Genomic DNA, 16770 nt, shown 5'->3' with positions numbered 1-16770 from the left:
TGGGTTCTGACGGCCCGCTCAAACGGCGGGAGTGGCGTGGAAACGGGTAATGGAAAAAGCTTCTATCGGCGTCGACGACTGGCCCTGGCACACCAGTTCGGCGAGGACTTCACCCACCGCCGGAGCGATCTGGAAGCCCGCCCCGGCAAAACCGAAGGCGTGCAGCAGGCCGGGTTGGGTACTGCTCGGGCCGATCACCGGCTGGCGGTCGGGCAGGTAGCCTTCGGTGCCGCTCCAGGTGCGGATCGCCTGGGCCCCTTGCAGAAACGGATAGAGCTCGACGGCCTGGCGCAGAATCTCCAGCACGGCGCTTTGTCCCGGTCGGGCACGGGCGTGGTCGAGGGCAAAACCCTGGCCGCCACCCAATACACAGTTGCCGCGACTGACCTGGCGGGCATAGATGCCACCGCCCTCGACACCGGTGCTGGCGTCCATCACCAGGGGCAAGGGCTCGGTCACCAGCATCGCCGGATGGCCGGAGTGCATCGGCACCGCCTCACCGAACTGTGCGGCGAGTCCGCCGGCCCAGGCGCCGGCGCAATTGAGCAGCCAGGGCGCGCGGACTTCGAGGCCCTTTTGCGTGCGCAGGAGAAAACCTTGGCCGTCGTGCTCGACCTGGGTCACTTCGCTCTGTTCCAGCACCGTCGCGCCGAGCAGACGAGCCGCCCGGGCAAACGCCGGGGAGACCAGCCGGGGGTTGGCATGACCGTCGTCGGGGCAGAAGGACGCGCCCTCGGCGACCTGGCCGACCCACGGAAAACGTCGGTGCAACTGTTCGCGGTCAAGCACTTGCAGATCGAGCCCGAAGCCCTGGCTGCTGTCGGCATAGGCTTGCAGGGCGGCCAGGTCGTCGAGGCTGCGGGCCAGCTTGAGATGCCCCGAGCGCTGGTATTCGCCGTCGATGCCGATCAACTCAGGCAGGCGAGCCCAGATCCCGTGGGCACGCTGGGACAGCGGCAACTGCGACAGCGGCCGACCCTGGCGGCGCACACCGCCGTAGTTCACGCCGCTGGAATGCGAGCCGCAGAAGTCCCGCTCCAGCAACGCCACGCTGCGGCCTTGGCGACTCAAGGCGAGGGCCGCCGAAGCACCGACAATGCCGCCGCCGAGAATTACTACGTCGACTTCGATCATGGTGCGACCTCCACGCCGAACGGCAGCGGCTTGATCGGCGCCTGGGCCCGCAGACGGCCAATACTGTCCAGGGCCAGGCCGCTTTCACAGGCAATGATTTCCGCTGTCGCCGCGCCGCAGATCCGCCCCTGGCAGCGGCCCATGCCGACCCGGCAATGGGCCTTGACCCGATTGATTTCCCAGTGGCCTTCGCGGACCACCGCACGCACCTCGCCGACGCTGACTTCCTCGCAGCGGCACAGCATCAGCGTGTCAGGGACGTTCGCCGCCCAGCGCTCGGGGAAGGGGAAGGCCTGTTCCAAGCCTTGGCGGAAGCCATCGATACGTTGCAGTTGGCTCTCCAGAAACGCTATTCGATGGGGATCGACGGCGCGTCCCAGGTCTTCCAGCAGGGCCAGGGCGGCGCGCTCGCCGGCCATTTCCGCCGCATCGGCGCCCATGATTCCAGCGCCATCACCGGCCAGGTAAACCCCCGCCACACTGCTACGCCCGGCGCTATCGCGCTCCGGCAGCCAGGCGCGGTTCAAGGGGTTCCAGGCGAAACGACAGCCGAGCAGATCGGCCAATTGGGTTTCGCTGCGCAGCCCGTGGGCGAAGGCCAGTGCGTCGCAGTCAAGCGAGCGCAGGAGGCCGCCCTGGCGCCAGCGCAACGACTGCACGCGTTGTTCGCCGTCAATCTGTTGCAGATGGGCGTTCTGATGTACCGGAATACCGTGGGCCGTCAGCCAACCGCGGTAATACAGGCCCTTGGCGAGGGTCAGCGGCTGCCTGAGCAGACCGGGCAGGGCGCGGCACTGGGCGCTGAACGGCGTGCTGTCGAGCACCGCGACCACCTTGGCCCCGGCCTTGGCGTATTGGTAGGCCACCAGGTACAGCAGCGGTCCGCTGCCGGCGAACACCACCCGTTGGCCGATGGCACAGCCCTGGTATTTCAGGGCAATCTGCGCGGCACCGAGACTGTAGGCACCGGGCAAGGTCCAGCCGGGGATCGGCAACACCCGGTCGGTGGCGCCTGTGGCGACGATCACCTTCGTGTAGTCCAGGCGCCCGGCACGGCCTTGCTGCAAGGTGTCGAGGGCGCCGTCTTCGGCATTCCACACCAGTGTGTCGGGCCGGTAGTCGAGTTGTTCGCGCAGACGGTCCAGGGTCTGGTGAATCGCTACCGCCTTGCGGGCTTCGAACCCATAGAGTTTCACCGGAGAACGGCGGAAGTTCTCCGGTTGACGGCGATAGATCTGCCCGCCGCCGCGTGCGGCTTCATCCAGCAGGCAGGGGCGCAGGCCATGGGCAACCAGGGTTTGTGCGGCGCGGATACCGGCCGGTCCGGCACCGACGATCACTATCTCAGACATGCTCGACCCGCCGTCTTCTGGAAAAAATGCCACGGCCTTTTACCGACGTGCGGGTCATGCTGGCTTTCTCCCTTCCCGACTCACCTGCTGCCCGGCTTCGAGCATCGTCGAACAGGCGCGCACCCGGCGCCCGTCGGCCAGCCTGACCCAGCAATCCTGGCAAGCGCCCATCAGGCAGAACCCGGCACGGGGTTCGCCACTGAAGTCGCTGTGGCGCAGATATTCACCGGCGGTCAGCAGCGCGGTCAGCAGGGTATCGCCCTGCAATCCGCTGGCCGGTTCGCCGTCGAGGGTAAAGTCCAGGGCCGGGCGATCGCCTTCGGCCAGTCGTGTCAGCAGCGCCATGTCGGCCTCATTGTTTGCCTACCAGTACCCGGTCCAGGCCATAGACCCGGTCGAGCAGAATCATCGTCAGCGCGGTCAGCGCGATCACCAGGGCCGAGACCGCCGCCATCATCGGATCGATGGATTCGGTGGCGTACACGTACATGCGCACCGGCAGGGTCTGGGTCGAGGGGGAGGTGACGAAGACCGACAGCGTCACTTCGTCGAAGCTGTTGATAAAGGCCAGCAGCCAACCACCGGCCACGCCGGGGAGGATCATCGGCAGGGTGATCTGGCGGAACAGCGTGAAGCGCCCGGCCCCCAGGGATTCGGCGGCCTGCTCGGCGCTGCGGTCCATGCCGATGGCGGCGGCCAGTACCAGGCGCAGCACATAAGGCGTGATCACCAGCACATGGGCGGCGATCAACCAGGCGAAGCTGCCGTTGACCCCCATCAGGGCGAACAGGCGCAACAAGGCGACCCCGAGCACCAGGTGCGGGATGATGATCGGCGAGAGAAACAGGCCATTGAGAAAGTCCCGCCCGGGAAACTGATGACGGGTCATCGCCAGGGCCGCCGGGACCGCGATCAGGGTCGCCAGGCTGGCGGCGCTGAAGGCCAGGATCAGGCTGTTGTAGAACGCCTGGACAAAGTCCGCGCGTTCGAACACCGCGCGGAACCAGCGCAGCGAGAAGTGCGTGGTCGGCAGGCTCAGGGTGTTTTCCGGGGTGAAGGCCACCAGGCACACCACCACCAGCGGCGCCATCATGAACACCACGATCAGGCTATGGAACAGCAGGGCCAACGGGCCGTTTCTGGACATTTACGCGGCCCCCAGGGATTTTTTGTAGCGACGCTCGATCATCCGGTTCCACGACAGCATGATCAGCAGGTTGAGCAGCAACAGCACCACGGCAATCGCCGCGCCCATCGGCCAGTTGAGTTCCGAGAGGTACTGGTCGTAGACCAGGGTCGCGACCATCTTCAGCCGGCGTCCGCCGAGCAGGCCGGGAATCGCGAAGGAACTGGCGGACAGGCCGAACACGATCAGCGTTCCGGACAGCACCCCGGGCATCACCTGCGGCAACACCACCAGGCGCATCACCGTGGTGTGGCTGGCACCGAGGGACAGCGCGGCCTGTTCGGCGGCCGGATCGAGCTTTTGCAGCGAGGTCCAGACCGGAATGATCATGAACGGCAACATCACGTGGACCAGGGCGATTACCACCGCGAACGGCGTGTAGAGCAGTTTCATCGGCGCCAGGCCGAAGGCTTGCAGGCTCTGGTTGACCAGGCCGTCGGCACCCAGCAGCAGGCTCCAGCCGAAAGCCCGGACCACCACCGAAATCAGCAACGGGGTGAGGATCAGGATCAGGAAGATCGAGCGCCAGGGCGTGCCCATGCGGCTGAGGATGTAGGCTTCGGGCACCCCGATCAGCACGCAGAGCAGGGTGGTCAGGCCGCTGATCCAGAAGGTCCGCAGGAAGATTTCATAGAAGTACGGATCGCTGAACAGCAGGCCGTAGTGTTCCAGGGTGTAGGCGTGGTTTTTGACCCCGGTCTGGTAATCGAAGACGTTGAACGACAGCACGGCGGTCAGGCCCAGCGGCAGGATCAGCAGGCCGAGGTAGAGCAGCAGGGCCGGCGCCGACAACAGGTAGCCACGGCGCCCCTGGCGCATCCGCACGAGCAGGTTCATGCCGGCACCTCGCCGTGCTCCAGCACCCGCAGCAGCTCGGCCGGCCAATCCAGGCCCACCGCCGTGCCTTCGTTCAGCGGTGCCGAACCGTCATTGCGGCGCACCACCGTGATCTCGCCGATGGCGGTGTCGATCCGGTACAGCCACTGGCTGCCGAGAAAGAACCGGCTGAGGATTTTGCCGGGCAGACGTCCGCTACCCGCGGCCAGCAGGTCGATCTTTTCCGGGCGCAGGCTCAGGGTCAATTCGCCTTCGCCCGGCAGTTGCCGCACTTGCGGGCAACCACTGGCATCGCGGTCTCCCGGTAGCAGGTTGGCCTTGCCGACGAAGCCGGAAATAAAGCGCGTGCGCGGGTGTTCGTAGAGTTTGTAGGGTTCGTCGATCTGGGTGATGCGCCCGGCCTGCATTACCACCACGCGGTCGCTGATGGACAGAGCTTCGGCCTGGTCGTGGGTGACCATCAGGGTGGTGATACCGACTTCGCGCTGGATGCGGCGAATCTCGAACTGCATCTCTTCGCGCAGATTGGCGTCGAGGTTGGACAGCGGTTCGTCGAGCAACAGCACCGGCGGTTCGATCACCAGGGCCCGGGCCAGGGCGACCCGCTGGCGCTGGCCGCCGGACAGTTCGCGCGGATAACGCTCGGCGTGCTGGTGCAGGCGCACCAGCTGCAACACCGTCGCCACCCGCTTGCGCACTTCGGCGGCCGGTACCTTGCGCATGCGCAGGCCGAAGGCGACGTTGTCCTCGACACTCATATGGGGAAACAGCGCGTAGCTCTGGAATACCACACCGAGGCCGCGACTGCTGGGCTTGGCGTGGGTGATATCGCGGTTGTCGAGAAGAATCGCGCCGGCGCTGACTTCGACGAAGCCGGCGATCATTTGCAGGGTCGTGGTCTTGCCGCAACCGGAGGGACCGAGCAGCGAGACGAACTCGCCCTTGTCCACCGAGAGATGCGTGGCGACTACGGCTTCGATCTCGCCATAACGCTTGCACACGCCTTCAAGTCGTAGAAAGGCCATAACTGCGTTCCACCTGTGTGTTGTTGTGTACGCCGGGGCGCACTTTTTTGTCATGGGCAGAGACGAAAGGGTATTGCCGGGGTGCGTGGTGCTCGACGTGTGTCGGCTACCGGTGTTGTTCGAATCGCCCCTTGTGGACGCAGAGTAGGACGAAGCCTAGGATGTGCGAAAGAGTGAATTTCACTGAAAGAATGATTATTTTCACTTTCATTCATTGAATAAATTTTCAGTCGAGAAAAGTGCCAATGGATTCCACTGAGCGGAATGACAAGAAAAACGAAGTGGGTGTCAGCGCGGTGTCTCGGCTGTTTGCCGTGTTGCGCAGCCTGGGGGAGACACCGGAGGGCGGCGAACGGGTGACCCAGTTGGCCGAGCGGGTCGGTTTGTCCCAGCCGACCACGCATCGGTTGCTGCGCAGCCTGGTGGACGAGGGCATGGTCGAGCAGGACGGGCGCAGCAAACGTTATCGCCTGAGCCTGGATTTTTTTGCCCTGGCGGCCCGGGCCGGGCAGACCGGCAATCTGCGTGAACTGGTGCGGCCGGCGTTATTGCGTTTGTCGGCATCGCTGGGGGATTCGTTGTTTCTCCTGGCCCGCAGCGGCTTTGATGCGATCTGCCTGGACCGTAGCGAAGGACCGTTTCCGATCCGCACCTTTACCGGCGATATCGGTGGGCGCGTGGCCCTGGGGGTGGGGCAGGGCAGTTTGGCGATTCTCGCCTTCCTGCCGGAGGAGGAGCGGGAAACGGTGATCCGCTACAACCTGCCGCGTCTGCGGGATTTCCATCTGTATGACGAAGTGCTGCTGCGTTCGGAAGTGGAGAATGTGCGCAAGCTCGGGTATGCCGGTCGCAATACCGGGGTGCTGCAGGGCATGGCCGGGGTGGCGGTACCGATCCTGGATCGCGAGGGACGGGCGGTGGCGGCGTTGAGCGTGGCCACCATCAGCGACCGCCTGGGACCGGATCGCCTGCCGACGGTGGTGGAGTTGCTCAAGCGCGAGGCGGCGACGATCGGGCCGCGGATCAATCCGTTTGATCCGTTGTTGCGGCGGCCGTCGCAGATATTTGCTGCCGCGCAGTAGTGGTTTGCCTTACCTAGAACCGCGTGGTCTGCTGCAACAGCTGCGCCGCCGGGCTGTCCGCCGGGGTCACCATCGCGTAGTTGTAGCCGCTGCCGGACCAGTACTCGGCCCGCAGTTCACCATCCCGCCGCCCACCGCGCTCCAGCAGATGATTCTGCGGTCCCGGCGGTCGTACGTAGTAGCTGATCCGTTGCCCTTGCGGGTTCTCATACAGCACCATCGCCGCCGCGCCCTGCTCGGTGCTCAGCAAACGTGCACTGACCGGCTTGAACCCGGCGTTCTGCAAGTTCGGCAAGCGGTTGGCCTGGGTGAAATAGCGGTCGAGCCAGCCTTGCAGGTCGCCGCTCTGCTCGACCTTGAAGTCCGCCGGCAAAATGTCCTGGGTGGCGAACATGCGATAGGCCTGCACCGCATCGGCCATTGGCGCAGGCTGCGGGAAAGTCATCTGCCGCGCCTGCCAGCCGCTGACACCACCGATGCTCACGGCAATCAGCAGCACCGCGGCACTGGCCAGGTGCCGGCGGGACTGACCACGCAGGCGTCGGCGAATCACGCTCGGATCCAGCGCCGGGTTCGCCGGCATCTGCAAGGCACCGCCCAGGGCCGCGCGCAAGTGCTGGGCATCACGCTGCCAGTCGCGGACCTGTTCGGCCAGTTCCGGGTGGCTCGCCAGGTACGTCTCCAGCAACTGCCGGTCGGCATCGCTGAGCTGATGATCGACGTAGGCGTGCAGGTCGCGTTCGCTTGGAGGAATAGTGATCATTTCAATATCCGCAGGGAGGGGCTGGTGATTTCGCCTTCGCTGAGCTGACGCAGGGCCTGGCGGGCGCGGGACAGACGCGACATCACGGTGCCGGTGGGGACGTCGAGAATCTCGGCGACCTCCTTATAACTCAAACCTTCCACCGAGACCCAGAGCAACAAGGCCCGTTGCTCGGTGGGCAGCAGCTCGAAGGCTTCCAGGGTCGACTGGGCCACCACCGTGCGTTCCACCGAGGGCTGGGCATCGTCGCGGTCGGTAAAGAACTCGAGCATCCGCGCATAACGCTTGCCGCGACGGTGGGCGTCGATGAATTGGCGATACAGGATCGAGAACAGCCAGGCCCGCAGGTCGCCCTCGGCACGCTTGTCGCCCCAACTGGACAGGGCGCGCTCCAGGCTGGCCTGGACCAGGTCGTCGGCGCTGCTGGGATTGCGCGTCAACGACACGGCGAAACGCCGCATTCGCGGGATCAATTCACGTAACTGCTCATCGAGATCGTTCATGGAATCCTGCGGGTTTTTAACCAGTCACTACGCTTGGACTAGCAAGACGCCTGGCCTCGAAGGTTATTCCAACGGCCGGAAAATAAATATTCGAAAAATAAATCGGGGCGCCTGGAATAAACCGGGACGGCCTTCGTCTTATAGCTCCTTCACCCTGTGGCCGCCTGAGGCCCTGGAGTTTTTTCATGGTAGATCACACACCACCGCCCCTCAGCGGTTCGAGCAAGGTCTTGCGCCTGGCGGGCATCGCCGCCGTGCTCGCCGTCCTGGTCGGGGCCTTTGCCTATGTCAACGGTCGGCTCGATCCGGCGCGCCTGACCCCCGGACGGATCGTCAATACCTTCGAGAAAAACAACGGCCTGCATGCCGGCTTCAGGCGTAATCATGCCAAGGGCGTGTGTGTGGCCGGGTATTTTGAAAGCAGCGATGCCGCCCGTGCCTATTCCACCGCCCAGGTCTTCCGCGAAGGCAGCGTGCCGGTGGAAGGACGCTTCGCCTTGCCCAGCGGTAACCCTTACGCGCCGGACAGCAGCGTACCGATTCGCAGCCTCGGTTTGCGCTTCACCCAGGCCAACGGCCAGCAATGGCGCACCGGGATGAACAGCATGCCGGTGTTTCCGGTGGGCACCCCCGAGGCATTTTTCCAGCAACTCAAGGCGGCCTCGCCCGATCCGAGCACCGGCAAGCCGAACCCGGCGGCCATGGCGGCGTTCTTCGCCAGCCACCCGGAAACCGCGCCATTCCTGCAATGGGTCAAGACCGCCAAGCCGTCGGCCAGCTATGCCACCGAAAGCTATAACGGTTTGAATGCCTTCTATCTGGTCGACGCGGCCGGCCGGCGCCAGGCCGTGCGCTGGGGACTGCTGCCGTTGAGCCAGGATGCCGCGGGGGCGACGGCGCCGGACGGTGCCGACTTTCTCGCCAAGGACCTGGCCCAGCGCCTGGCGGCAGGCCCGCTGAAATGGCAATTGCGCCTGACCCTGGCCAATCCCGGCGATCCGACGGACGATGCCAGTCGGCAATGGACCGGCGAACACAAGGTGCTCAACGCCGGCACCCTGGTGCTGGAAAGCACCCAGCCCCAGGACGACGGCGATTGCCGCGATATCAACTACGACCCGCTGATCCTGCCGAGCGGTATCGAGGCTTCGGCCGATCCCCTGTTGGCGGCGCGTTCGGCGGCCTATGCCAGTTCCTATCTGCGTCGCACCAGTGAAGTCGGCTCCCTGCCTGCCGCCCATTCGTCACAGGAGTCCCGCCCATGAGCGCCCCTTCGAATCACTTCGCGCCCCTGGCGCGCCTGCTGCATTGGTTGATGGCACTGATGATCCTGGCGATGCTGTTTATCGGTGCTGGCATGGTGGCCTCGGTGTCCGAGCGGCATGAATGGTTGCTGCACCTGCACAAGCCGCTGGGGATTGCGATTCTGCTGCTGGTGGTGGTGCGCCTGCTGGTGCGTTTCAGTACCCGCCAACCGCCGTTGCCGAAAGACTTGCCGGGCTGGCAGGCGCTGGCGGCGAAGCTGTCCCATGTGTTGCTGTATGCGTTGATGCTGGTATTGCCGCTGCTGGGTTGGGCAATGATTTCGGCGGCGGGGGATCCGGTGATGCTGAGCAGTTCGCTGCAATTGCCGGCGATCATGTCGGCCAATCCGACGACTTTTGCCTTTTTGCGCAAGGCCCATGGGTACCTGGCATATCTGTTGTTCCTGACGGTGTTGGTGCACCTGGCCGCGGCGCTGTTCCATGGCTGGATTCGTCGGGATGGGGTGTTGGAAAGCATGGTGCGCGGTAAGGATTGAAGTCATTGGTTGTTCGGGAGGGCCTCTTCGCGGGCAAGCCCTGCTCCTACAAGTTCCGGGTGTACGCAAGATTTCGGTACGACTCGATCCTGTAGGAGCAGGGCTTGCCCGCGAAGGCGTCCGTCCCGGCACCACTGATTCAATGGTTTTTCACCACCCTCAGCGACCACCCCCAATACCCCAACGCCAGCGTATTGAGGCCCGCCCCCAACAGACAAACCCCCAACCAACCTGCCCAGGCATACATCGCCGTCGCCCCGATCGACCCCGCCGCGCTACCCACTGAATAAAACACCATATAACCCGCCGCCAGCCGGCTTTGCGCCTGCGGCCTGACGCTATAGATCAGCGTCTGGCTGGTGACATGCACCGCCTGCAAGCCCAGGTCCAGGGCAATCACTCCCAGCAGCAAGGCCCACAGCGACGATTGGGTAAAGGCAATCGGCAGCCAGGACAACAGCATCAGCAACAAGGCGCCGCCGCTGGTCCACTGCGCCCAGCCGCGATCCGCCAGTTGTCCGGCCCGGGCGGCGCCCAGGGCGCTGGCGGCACCGGCCAGGCCGAACAGACCGATCTCGGTATGGGACAGCGACAGCGGCGGGGCGCTCAGGGGCAACACCAATGGCGTCCACAACACCGTCGCGGCGGCAAAGATCAACATCGCCAGCACGGCTCGATCCCGCAGGACCTTTTCCTCCTTGAACAGCGTGAAGACCGAAACGATCAGCGCTCCATACGCCCGCCGTGGCCGGGGCGGCTCGACCCGCGGCAGGGCCCGCCACAGCAGGCCCGCCATTAACAGCGTCAGGGCACCGGACAACCCATAGACCGAGCGCCAGCCGGCCAGGTCGGCCATGCCGCCGGCCACACTGCGGGCCAGCAGCAGGCCGACCACGATGCCACTGGTGACCGCCCCGACCACCTGGCCGCGCTCACCCGGTGCTGCCAGATGGGTGGCGTAGGCCACCAGCACCTGGGTCACCACGGCCAGCAAGCCGACGCCGGCCAACCCGATCAGCAGCCAGGCACTGCTGGGGGCCAGGGCAGTGACCAGCAGCGCCACCACCGAAAGCAGCATCTGCCCGACGATCAGACGTCGGCGGTTGAACAGGTCGCCGAGGGGGACCAGCAACAGCAGGCCCAGTCCATAGCCGATCTGGGTCAGGCTGATCACGATGCCGACGCTGGCAGGGTCCATGGCAAAGGTCTCGGCCATGGCGTCCAGCAGCGGCTGGGCGTAGTAGACATTGCCCACCGACAGCCCGCAGGCAAAGGCGAACAGCAGCACCACCGCGCCGGGCAGGTGTGTGGCAGTGTCCAGGGCATGGGAGGTGAGCGGTGCTTCAGATTCCATGATCGGCTCCGGGATTTGTGGTTGCTTTTTGAAACCAGTTGTACCCTAGAGTGACTGGTTTTATATTGCAACCACATTTATCGGCGGAGCTTCAGGCCATGGTCAAGCGTTCGAGTCTGGAGGGGGGCGAATGTCCGGTGGCCCGGTCACTGGACGCCATCGGTGATGGTTGGTCATTGTTGATCATCCGTGATGCATTTGACGGCATCCGTCGTTTTGGCGAGTTCCAGCGCAATCTGGGCATGGCCAAGAATATTCTCGCGACGCGACTAAAAAGCCTGGTGGCCCATGGCGTGCTGGAGATCGTCCCGGCGTCCGATGGCAGTGCGTATCAGGAGTACGTGTTGACGACGAAGGGTAAGGCCCTGTTTCACCTGATCATCGGTTTGCGCCAGTGGGGCGAGGCGTATCTCTACGAGCCGGGAGAGCGCCATTCAGTGATGGTGGATCAGCAGCAGGGTGCGGCGTTGCGACCGCTGGAGTTGCGTGCCGAGGATGGCCGCTTGCTGGGGCCGGAGGATTGTCGGCGGATTCCGGCGGATGAGGTGTGACCACCGCTGACCTTGAAGTCGACGCCGCTTTTGTAGGAGCCGGCTTGCTGGCGATAGCGATCTGCGGGGCGCCGCCAGAACCTCAGCCTATCGGCTGATCGCCTGCAAGCCGGCTCATAAAGATCAGCGTATGGCGGTTATTCGCGGGAAAACCGCTCGCGGCTGTTGCTCAAGTGCGTCCACATCGCTGCCCGCGCCGCATCCGGGTCCTGGCGGCGGATGGCGTTGAGGATCGCCTCGTGCTCCAGGCTGGCGAGCTGGCCCAGTTGCGCCAGGTCGGCATCGCCGCGCTCCGCCCCCGGCACCCGGGTGCGCGGAATCATCGAGCTGCCCAGGTGCAGCAAAATCTCGGAAAAATAGGCGTTGCCGGTGGCTTCGGCGATCAGCAGGTGAAAACGCTGGTCGGCCGCCACACAGCTATCGTTGTTGGCCAGCAGGCTCCGATACTCGTCCAGCGCCGCACGCATCTGCTTGAGGTGCTCATCGCTGCGCCGCCGCGCCGCCAGCGCCGCCGCCTGGGTTTCCAGACCCAGGCGCAGTTCCAGCAGATCGCGCACGCTCAACGCGGTTTCCACATTCAGGCGCAAGCCGTGGGGCTCCTGGCGCTCCAGCACGAAACTGCCGACACCATGATGGGTTTCCACCCAGCCGGCGGCCTGCAATTTGGAAATTGCTTCGCGCACCACCGTACGGCTGACCTTGTGCTCAGACACGATGGCACTTTCCGACGGCAGTTTGTCGCCCGCTTTCAAATGTCCCAGGCGAATCTGCTGGGTCAGATGATCGACCAGGTCATGGGCCAGGTTGGGGCTGCGTTTGCGCCGCGGCGCAGAAGGGGCGGTTTCAGTGTTCATGGGCGTGTCACACAGGAGCGAGGGCAAAGCTTAACACTCGTATGACAAGAGGCGTAGGGGGGGGCGCCAGCATGTATGACAACTTGAAATCAGGAGCGTCTGACTTCGAATGATGGCTTTGGCCAAACATCCCCGGATGATTTTTTTGGGTATTTTGATTTTATAAAAAATACTTATAAATCAATTAGATAGATATTTTTTTTGAATGATTTTACGTTCAGCATCGGTCATTTGTCCCAGGAAACCCCGCAGGAGCACTTGTTGAGCTATTTTTCTACTCGTATGATGACTGTCGACTGGCTCGTCTGATCCAGCACCCCCGCACACAAAAATAACCCGTGGGAGACCTGTCGTGAACAACACCCTAGATCCGTCCGCAGCAGCGGAACGCGATTCCCTGCTGGCCGTCGCCGTGGCGAAGGTCAAGCGCCATGTGCTGCCGCTGTTCGTCATCATGTTTATCGTCAACTACATCGACCGGGTGAACATCGGTTTCGTGCGCACGCACCTGGAACACGACCTGGGGATCGGCGCCGCCGCCTACGGTTTTGGTGCCGGATTGTTCTTTATCGGTTATGCGCTGTTCGAAGTGCCGTCCAATATCCTCTTGCAGAAGGTCGGCGCACGGCTCTGGCTGACCCGCATCATGTTCACCTGGGGATTGGTCGCCACGGCCATGGCCTTTGTCCAGAACGAAACCCACTTCTACATCCTGCGTTTCCTGCTCGGGGTGGCCGAGGCCGGCTTCTTTCCCGGGGTGATCTACTACTTCACCCGCTGGTTGCCAGGGGTCGAGCGCGGTAAGGCGATCGCCATCTTCCTCAGCGGCTCGGCCGTGGCCTCGCTGATTTCCGGTCCGCTGTCGGGGGCCTTGTTGCAGATCGAAGGCTTCGGCTGGCACGGCTGGCAGTGGATGTTCGTCATCGAAGGGCTGGCGTCGGTGGTGCTCTGCGGTTTCACCTGGTTCTGGCTCGATTCCTCTCCCAAGGACGCCAAGTGGTTGAGCGTCGCCGAACAGCAACGGTTGGTGCAGGTCATCGAGGATGAACAGCAGCAGCGCGACGCCTCGATGCCGGTCAAACCGTCGATCTGGAGCCTGCTCAAGGACCGCCAGATCCTGCTGTTCTGCGTGTTGTATTTCTGTATCCAGCTGACCATCTATGCCGCCACTTTCTGGCTGCCGAGCATCATCAAGAAGATGGGCCAGATGAGCGACCTGCAGGTGGGCTTCTTCAACTCGATTCCCTGGCTGATCTCGATCATCGCCATGTATGCCTTCGCGGCTGCCTCGGGCAAGTGGAAACACCAGCAGGCCTGGGTCGCCTCGGCCCTGCTGATCGCGGCGCTGGGGATGTTCATGTCCACCACCGGCGGGCCGATCTTCGCCTTTGTCGCGGTGTGCTTCGCGGCCATCGGCTTCAAGTCCGCCTCGTCGCTGTTCTGGCCGATTCCCCAGGCCTACCTGGATGCGCGCATCGCCGCGGCGGTGATTGCCCTGATCAACTCCACAGGCAACCTCGGCGGCTTTGTCGCGCCGGCCACCTTCGGCCTGCTGGAGGAGCGCACCGGCTCGATCCAGGGCGGCTTGTACGGCCTGGCGGCGGCCTCGGTGATCGCCGCGATCCTGGTGTTCTTTGCCCGGACCCAGCCCAAGCCGACCCAGACATTACCGGGATCGGTCAGCCCGGCCCTGAACAAATCCCATTGAAGACTGCGGTTGAACACAGGTACGAATCATGACGACAAATACTCTCCACGCGGCCGGCCAGGCCCCCGTCATCACTGGCTTGCAGGTCATCCCGGTGGCCGGCCACGACAGCATGTTGCTGAACCTGAGCGGTGCCCACGGCCCGTTTTTTACCCGCAATATCGTGATCATCACCGACAGCAGCGGCCGCACCGGCGTCGGTGAAGTGCCGGGAGGCGAACGTATCCGCGCGACCCTGGAGGACGCCCGCTCGCTGTTGCTGGGGCAGTCCATCGGCAACTACCAGAAGCTGCTCAACGAGGTGCGCCGCACGTTCGCCGAACGCGATGCCGGCGGTCGTGGCCAGCAGACTTTCGACCTGCGGATTACCATCCATGCGGTGACGGCACTGGAAGCCGCGCTGCTCGACCTGCTCGGTCAGTTCCTCGGCGTACCCGTGGCAGCCTTGCTGGGCGAGGGGCAACAGCGTGATGCGGTGAAGGTGTTGGGTTACCTGTTCTATATCGGTGATCGCGGCAAGACCGACCTGGCCTACCGTCACGAAGCCGAGGCGGATGACGCCTGGTTCCGCCTGCGTCATGAAGAGGCGATGACCCCCGAAGCCATCGTCAAGCTGGCTGAAGCCGCCCAGGCGCGCTACGGCTTCAATGACTTCAAACTCAAGGGCGGCGTGCTCAGTGGCGCGGCGGAAATCGAAGCGGTCACGGCGCTGGCCGAGCGCTTCCCCCTGGCGCGGATCACCCTCGACCCCAATGGTGCCTGGTCGCTGAAGGAAGCCATCGCCCTGTGCCGTGATCAGCATCATGTGCTGGCCTATGCCGAGGACCCTTGCGGTGCCGAGAACGGCTATTCGGGTCGTGAAGTCATGGCCGAGTTCCGCCGGGCCACGGGCCTGCCGACGGCGACCAATATGATCGCCACCGACTGGCGGGAAATGGGCCATGCGATTCAGTTGCATGCCGTCGATATTCCCCTGGCCGATCCGCATTTCTGGACCATGCAGGGCTCGGTTCGGGTCGCGCAGATGTGCCATGAATGGGGGCTGACCTGGGGTTCGCACTCCAACAACCACTTCGATATTTCCCTGGCGATGTTCACCCATGTCGCCGCTGCCGCGCCGGGTGAGATCACTGCCATCGACACCCACTGGATCTGGCAGGACGGCCAGGGCCTGACCCGGGATCCGCTGCAGATCGTCGACGGTTTTATCCAGGTTCCGCAAAAGCCGGGGTTGGGCATCGAACTGGATATGGACGCGGTCGGCCGTGCCCATGAGTGCTACAAGAACATGGGCCTCGGTGCCCGCGATGACGCCGTGGCGATGCAGTTCCTGATTCCCGGCTGGTCGTTCAACAACAAGCGCCCGTGCCTGGTGCGCTGAGGCCTATTCGGGGCTGAACAGGGTCACGGCGACGATCTGCTCGCCGTCGACGCGTACTTGCAACACGCTACGGAGGCCTTGCTGTTCATGCTCTGTCCTCTGCGAAAAAGTAGGGTTCGCGCGTCGACGTCAGCAGGATATCGACGGGTGGACACCTAGCCAATCCGTTGGAAAATACTCCCGGGAAGCAAGGTTTTGCCACTAGAGTGGCGGGTCTGAAAGCAGGATTGCGGAGAGGCTGCATGCCAACGTTTTACGATGCGCGCGGGAATATCTATGCCGTGGCCAGTCCCGGGGAAGTGCGGGCATTGGGTCTGGATGTGCCGACGAATGCCGCGCAGGCGGCGCTGTCACGCCAGGACTGGGCGCTTGAGGCGGTGGAGGCACTTTGTGGCTGGGGAGGGCAGGTGCCTGCGCGAGGTGGCAAACACCATCGTTCCGATGGCCTGCTGGTCGGGCCGTTCCAGAGCGAAGCGCCGTTCGACCTGTTGATTATCAATACCGACGGCACCCTGGCCGAGCGCAGCGGCAACGGCTTGACGATTTTCGCCCAGGCGCTGACCGAGCAGGGCTTGATGCCGGTTCAGGGCGCTTGTCTGTTGCGGGTTCATCACGATCAGCCGGGGGGCCTCTCTCCGGTCGCCACCTTGGTCGAGCCGGCACAGGTCGAGGATCAACAGGGGTTCTGGCTGGACCTGGGGAAACCGGCGTTCGGTCCGGAGGCAGTGTCTGCCCGGCGTGTCGGTGAGGCGCAGTTGAATGGCCGCCAGTTGAGCCATGTCGCACAGTTGTCGAGTTTGAACGCCGGCTGGCAGCGCAGCCAGTTTGTGCGTATCGGCAATCCGCATTGCGTCACCCTGGTCGACGAGCCGACGTTGCTACCGAGCAACGCACAAATGGGCGAGTCGGCCCTGGAGCCTGGCCTGACCCGCATCGCCTTTGCCCCACCGACCGGTGCCGGCGAACCCTGTCCGGCGGGAGTGAATCTGCAATGGGCAACCCGGGTGGCGCCGGGACAATTGCAGGCCCGGGTGTTCGAGCGCGGTGAAGGACCGACGGCGTCTTCCGGCACCAGTGCCAGCGCGGTGGCCTGTGCGGCCTGGCGGGTCGGTTGGGTCGAGGCCGGCGAAGTCCGGGTCGGCATGCCGGGCGGCACGGCGCCGATCCGCCTGGTGGCCCTGGACGACGAGTTGCAGAGTGTCCACCTGTTTGGCGCGGCCCGGCGTCAATCCTGAGGCC

At 64.1% G+C, this 16770-nt stretch carries 17 protein-coding genes; 7 read left to right on the top strand and 10 right to left on the bottom strand.

Annotated features, from left to right (window positions below; all coding sequences use genetic code 11):
- Window positions 1-18: 18 nt before the first annotated feature.
- Genes M5C56_RS01710 through M5C56_RS01685 form a run of 6 tightly spaced genes read right to left on the bottom strand, consistent with a single transcriptional unit; the run spans window position 19 to window position 5534 of the window.
- On the bottom strand, window positions 19-1134 hold the full coding sequence (locus M5C56_RS01710) for an FAD-dependent oxidoreductase (RefSeq protein ID WP_103497839.1): 1116 nt from the start codon (window positions 1132-1134) through the stop codon (window positions 19-21).
- Window positions 1131-2486, bottom strand: a complete 1356-nt coding sequence (locus M5C56_RS01705) for an FAD/NAD(P)-binding oxidoreductase (RefSeq protein WP_103497840.1) — start codon at window positions 2484-2486, stop codon at window positions 1131-1133. Before M5C56_RS01705 ends, M5C56_RS01710 begins: the two co-directional genes overlap by 4 nt.
- A gap of 54 nt (window positions 2487-2540) precedes the next feature.
- The gene (locus tag M5C56_RS01700; protein ID WP_103497842.1) at window positions 2541-2831 is read right to left on the bottom strand and encodes a (2Fe-2S)-binding protein; all 291 of its coding nucleotides are present in this window, start codon (window positions 2829-2831) and stop codon (window positions 2541-2543) included.
- Window positions 2832-2838: 7 nt separating this feature from the next.
- Window positions 2839-3633 carry an ABC transporter permease gene (locus M5C56_RS01695; protein WP_103497845.1) on the bottom strand — a complete coding sequence of 265 codons (795 nt, stop codon included), beginning with the start codon at window positions 3631-3633 and terminating at the stop codon, window positions 2839-2841.
- The gene (locus tag M5C56_RS01690) at window positions 3634-4509 is read right to left on the bottom strand and encodes an ABC transporter permease (RefSeq protein WP_103497847.1); all 876 of its coding nucleotides are present in this window, start codon (window positions 4507-4509) and stop codon (window positions 3634-3636) included.
- Window positions 4506-5534 carry an ABC transporter ATP-binding protein gene (locus M5C56_RS01685; protein WP_103497848.1) on the bottom strand — a complete coding sequence of 343 codons (1029 nt, stop codon included), beginning with the start codon at window positions 5532-5534 and terminating at the stop codon, window positions 4506-4508. The genes M5C56_RS01690 and M5C56_RS01685 overlap by 4 nt, the downstream gene beginning before the upstream one ends.
- A gap of 245 nt (window positions 5535-5779) precedes the next feature.
- Here M5C56_RS01685 and M5C56_RS01680 point away from each other — a divergent pair, with 245 nt between their 5' ends.
- Window positions 5780-6616 (top strand): IclR family transcriptional regulator, encoded by an 837-nt coding sequence (locus M5C56_RS01680; protein WP_103497850.1) that lies wholly within the window; start codon window positions 5780-5782, stop codon window positions 6614-6616.
- Between the two features lie 13 nt (window positions 6617-6629).
- Here the strand turns inward: M5C56_RS01680 and M5C56_RS01675 are convergent, their stop codons facing one another.
- Together M5C56_RS01675 and M5C56_RS01670 are read right to left on the bottom strand one after the other, a co-directional pair.
- The gene (locus M5C56_RS01675) at window positions 6630-7379 is read right to left on the bottom strand and encodes an anti-sigma factor (RefSeq protein ID WP_103497852.1); all 750 of its coding nucleotides are present in this window, start codon (window positions 7377-7379) and stop codon (window positions 6630-6632) included.
- Window positions 7376-7882 (bottom strand): sigma-70 family RNA polymerase sigma factor, encoded by a 507-nt coding sequence (locus M5C56_RS01670; protein WP_103497854.1) that lies wholly within the window; start codon window positions 7880-7882, stop codon window positions 7376-7378. The genes M5C56_RS01675 and M5C56_RS01670 overlap by 4 nt, the downstream gene beginning before the upstream one ends.
- Window positions 7883-8067: 185 nt before the next feature.
- Here M5C56_RS01670 and M5C56_RS01665 point away from each other — a divergent pair, with 185 nt between their 5' ends.
- Both M5C56_RS01665 and M5C56_RS01660 read left to right on the top strand, forming a co-directional pair.
- Entirely contained in the window at window positions 8068-9147 is a 1080-nt protein-coding gene (locus tag M5C56_RS01665; RefSeq protein WP_103497855.1) for a catalase family peroxidase, read from the top strand.
- Window positions 9144-9683, top strand: a complete 540-nt coding sequence (locus M5C56_RS01660; protein ID WP_103497857.1) for a cytochrome b — start codon at window positions 9144-9146, stop codon at window positions 9681-9683. Before M5C56_RS01665 ends, M5C56_RS01660 begins: the two co-directional genes overlap by 4 nt.
- A 139-nt stretch (window positions 9684-9822) precedes the next feature.
- Here the strand turns inward: M5C56_RS01660 and M5C56_RS01655 are convergent, their stop codons facing one another.
- On the bottom strand, window positions 9823-11037 hold the full coding sequence (locus M5C56_RS01655; RefSeq protein ID WP_103497859.1) for an MFS transporter: 1215 nt from the start codon (window positions 11035-11037) through the stop codon (window positions 9823-9825).
- Between the two features lie 98 nt (window positions 11038-11135).
- Between M5C56_RS01655 and M5C56_RS01650 the strand changes: the two genes are divergently transcribed.
- Window positions 11136-11588 carry a helix-turn-helix domain-containing protein gene (locus M5C56_RS01650; protein ID WP_103497860.1) on the top strand — a complete coding sequence of 151 codons (453 nt, stop codon included), beginning with the start codon at window positions 11136-11138 and terminating at the stop codon, window positions 11586-11588.
- A 137-nt stretch (window positions 11589-11725) separates the two neighbouring features.
- Here the strand turns inward: M5C56_RS01650 and M5C56_RS01645 are convergent, their stop codons facing one another.
- Window positions 11726-12442, bottom strand: a complete 717-nt coding sequence (locus M5C56_RS01645; protein WP_103497862.1) for a FadR/GntR family transcriptional regulator — start codon at window positions 12440-12442, stop codon at window positions 11726-11728.
- 352 nt (window positions 12443-12794) lie between these two features.
- Here M5C56_RS01645 and M5C56_RS01640 point away from each other — a divergent pair, with 352 nt between their 5' ends.
- The 3 genes from M5C56_RS01640 to M5C56_RS01630 all read left to right on the top strand — a co-directional run bounded on the left by M5C56_RS01640 (window position 12795) and on the right by M5C56_RS01630 (window position 16766).
- Window positions 12795-14150: an MFS transporter gene (locus tag M5C56_RS01640; protein WP_103497863.1), complete on the top strand. Its 1356-nt coding sequence runs from the start codon at window positions 12795-12797 to the stop codon at window positions 14148-14150.
- Between the two features lie 28 nt (window positions 14151-14178).
- Window positions 14179-15531: a glucarate dehydratase gene (gudD, locus tag M5C56_RS01635; protein ID WP_103497864.1), complete on the top strand. Its 1353-nt coding sequence runs from the start codon at window positions 14179-14181 to the stop codon at window positions 15529-15531.
- Between the two features lie 242 nt (window positions 15532-15773).
- The gene (locus tag M5C56_RS01630) at window positions 15774-16766 is read left to right on the top strand and encodes a diaminopimelate epimerase (RefSeq protein WP_103497865.1); all 993 of its coding nucleotides are present in this window, start codon (window positions 15774-15776) and stop codon (window positions 16764-16766) included.
- Window positions 16767-16770: the final 4 nt, after the last annotated feature.

Origin of the sequence: Pseudomonas sp. MWU13-2862, assembly GCF_023242495.1 — a bacterium.
Taxonomy (GTDB): Bacteria; Pseudomonadota; Gammaproteobacteria; order Pseudomonadales; family Pseudomonadaceae; genus Aquipseudomonas; species Aquipseudomonas gingeri_D.
The sequence above is the reverse complement of the archived record's forward strand: the minus strand, read 5'-3'. Positions and strand labels throughout refer to the sequence as shown.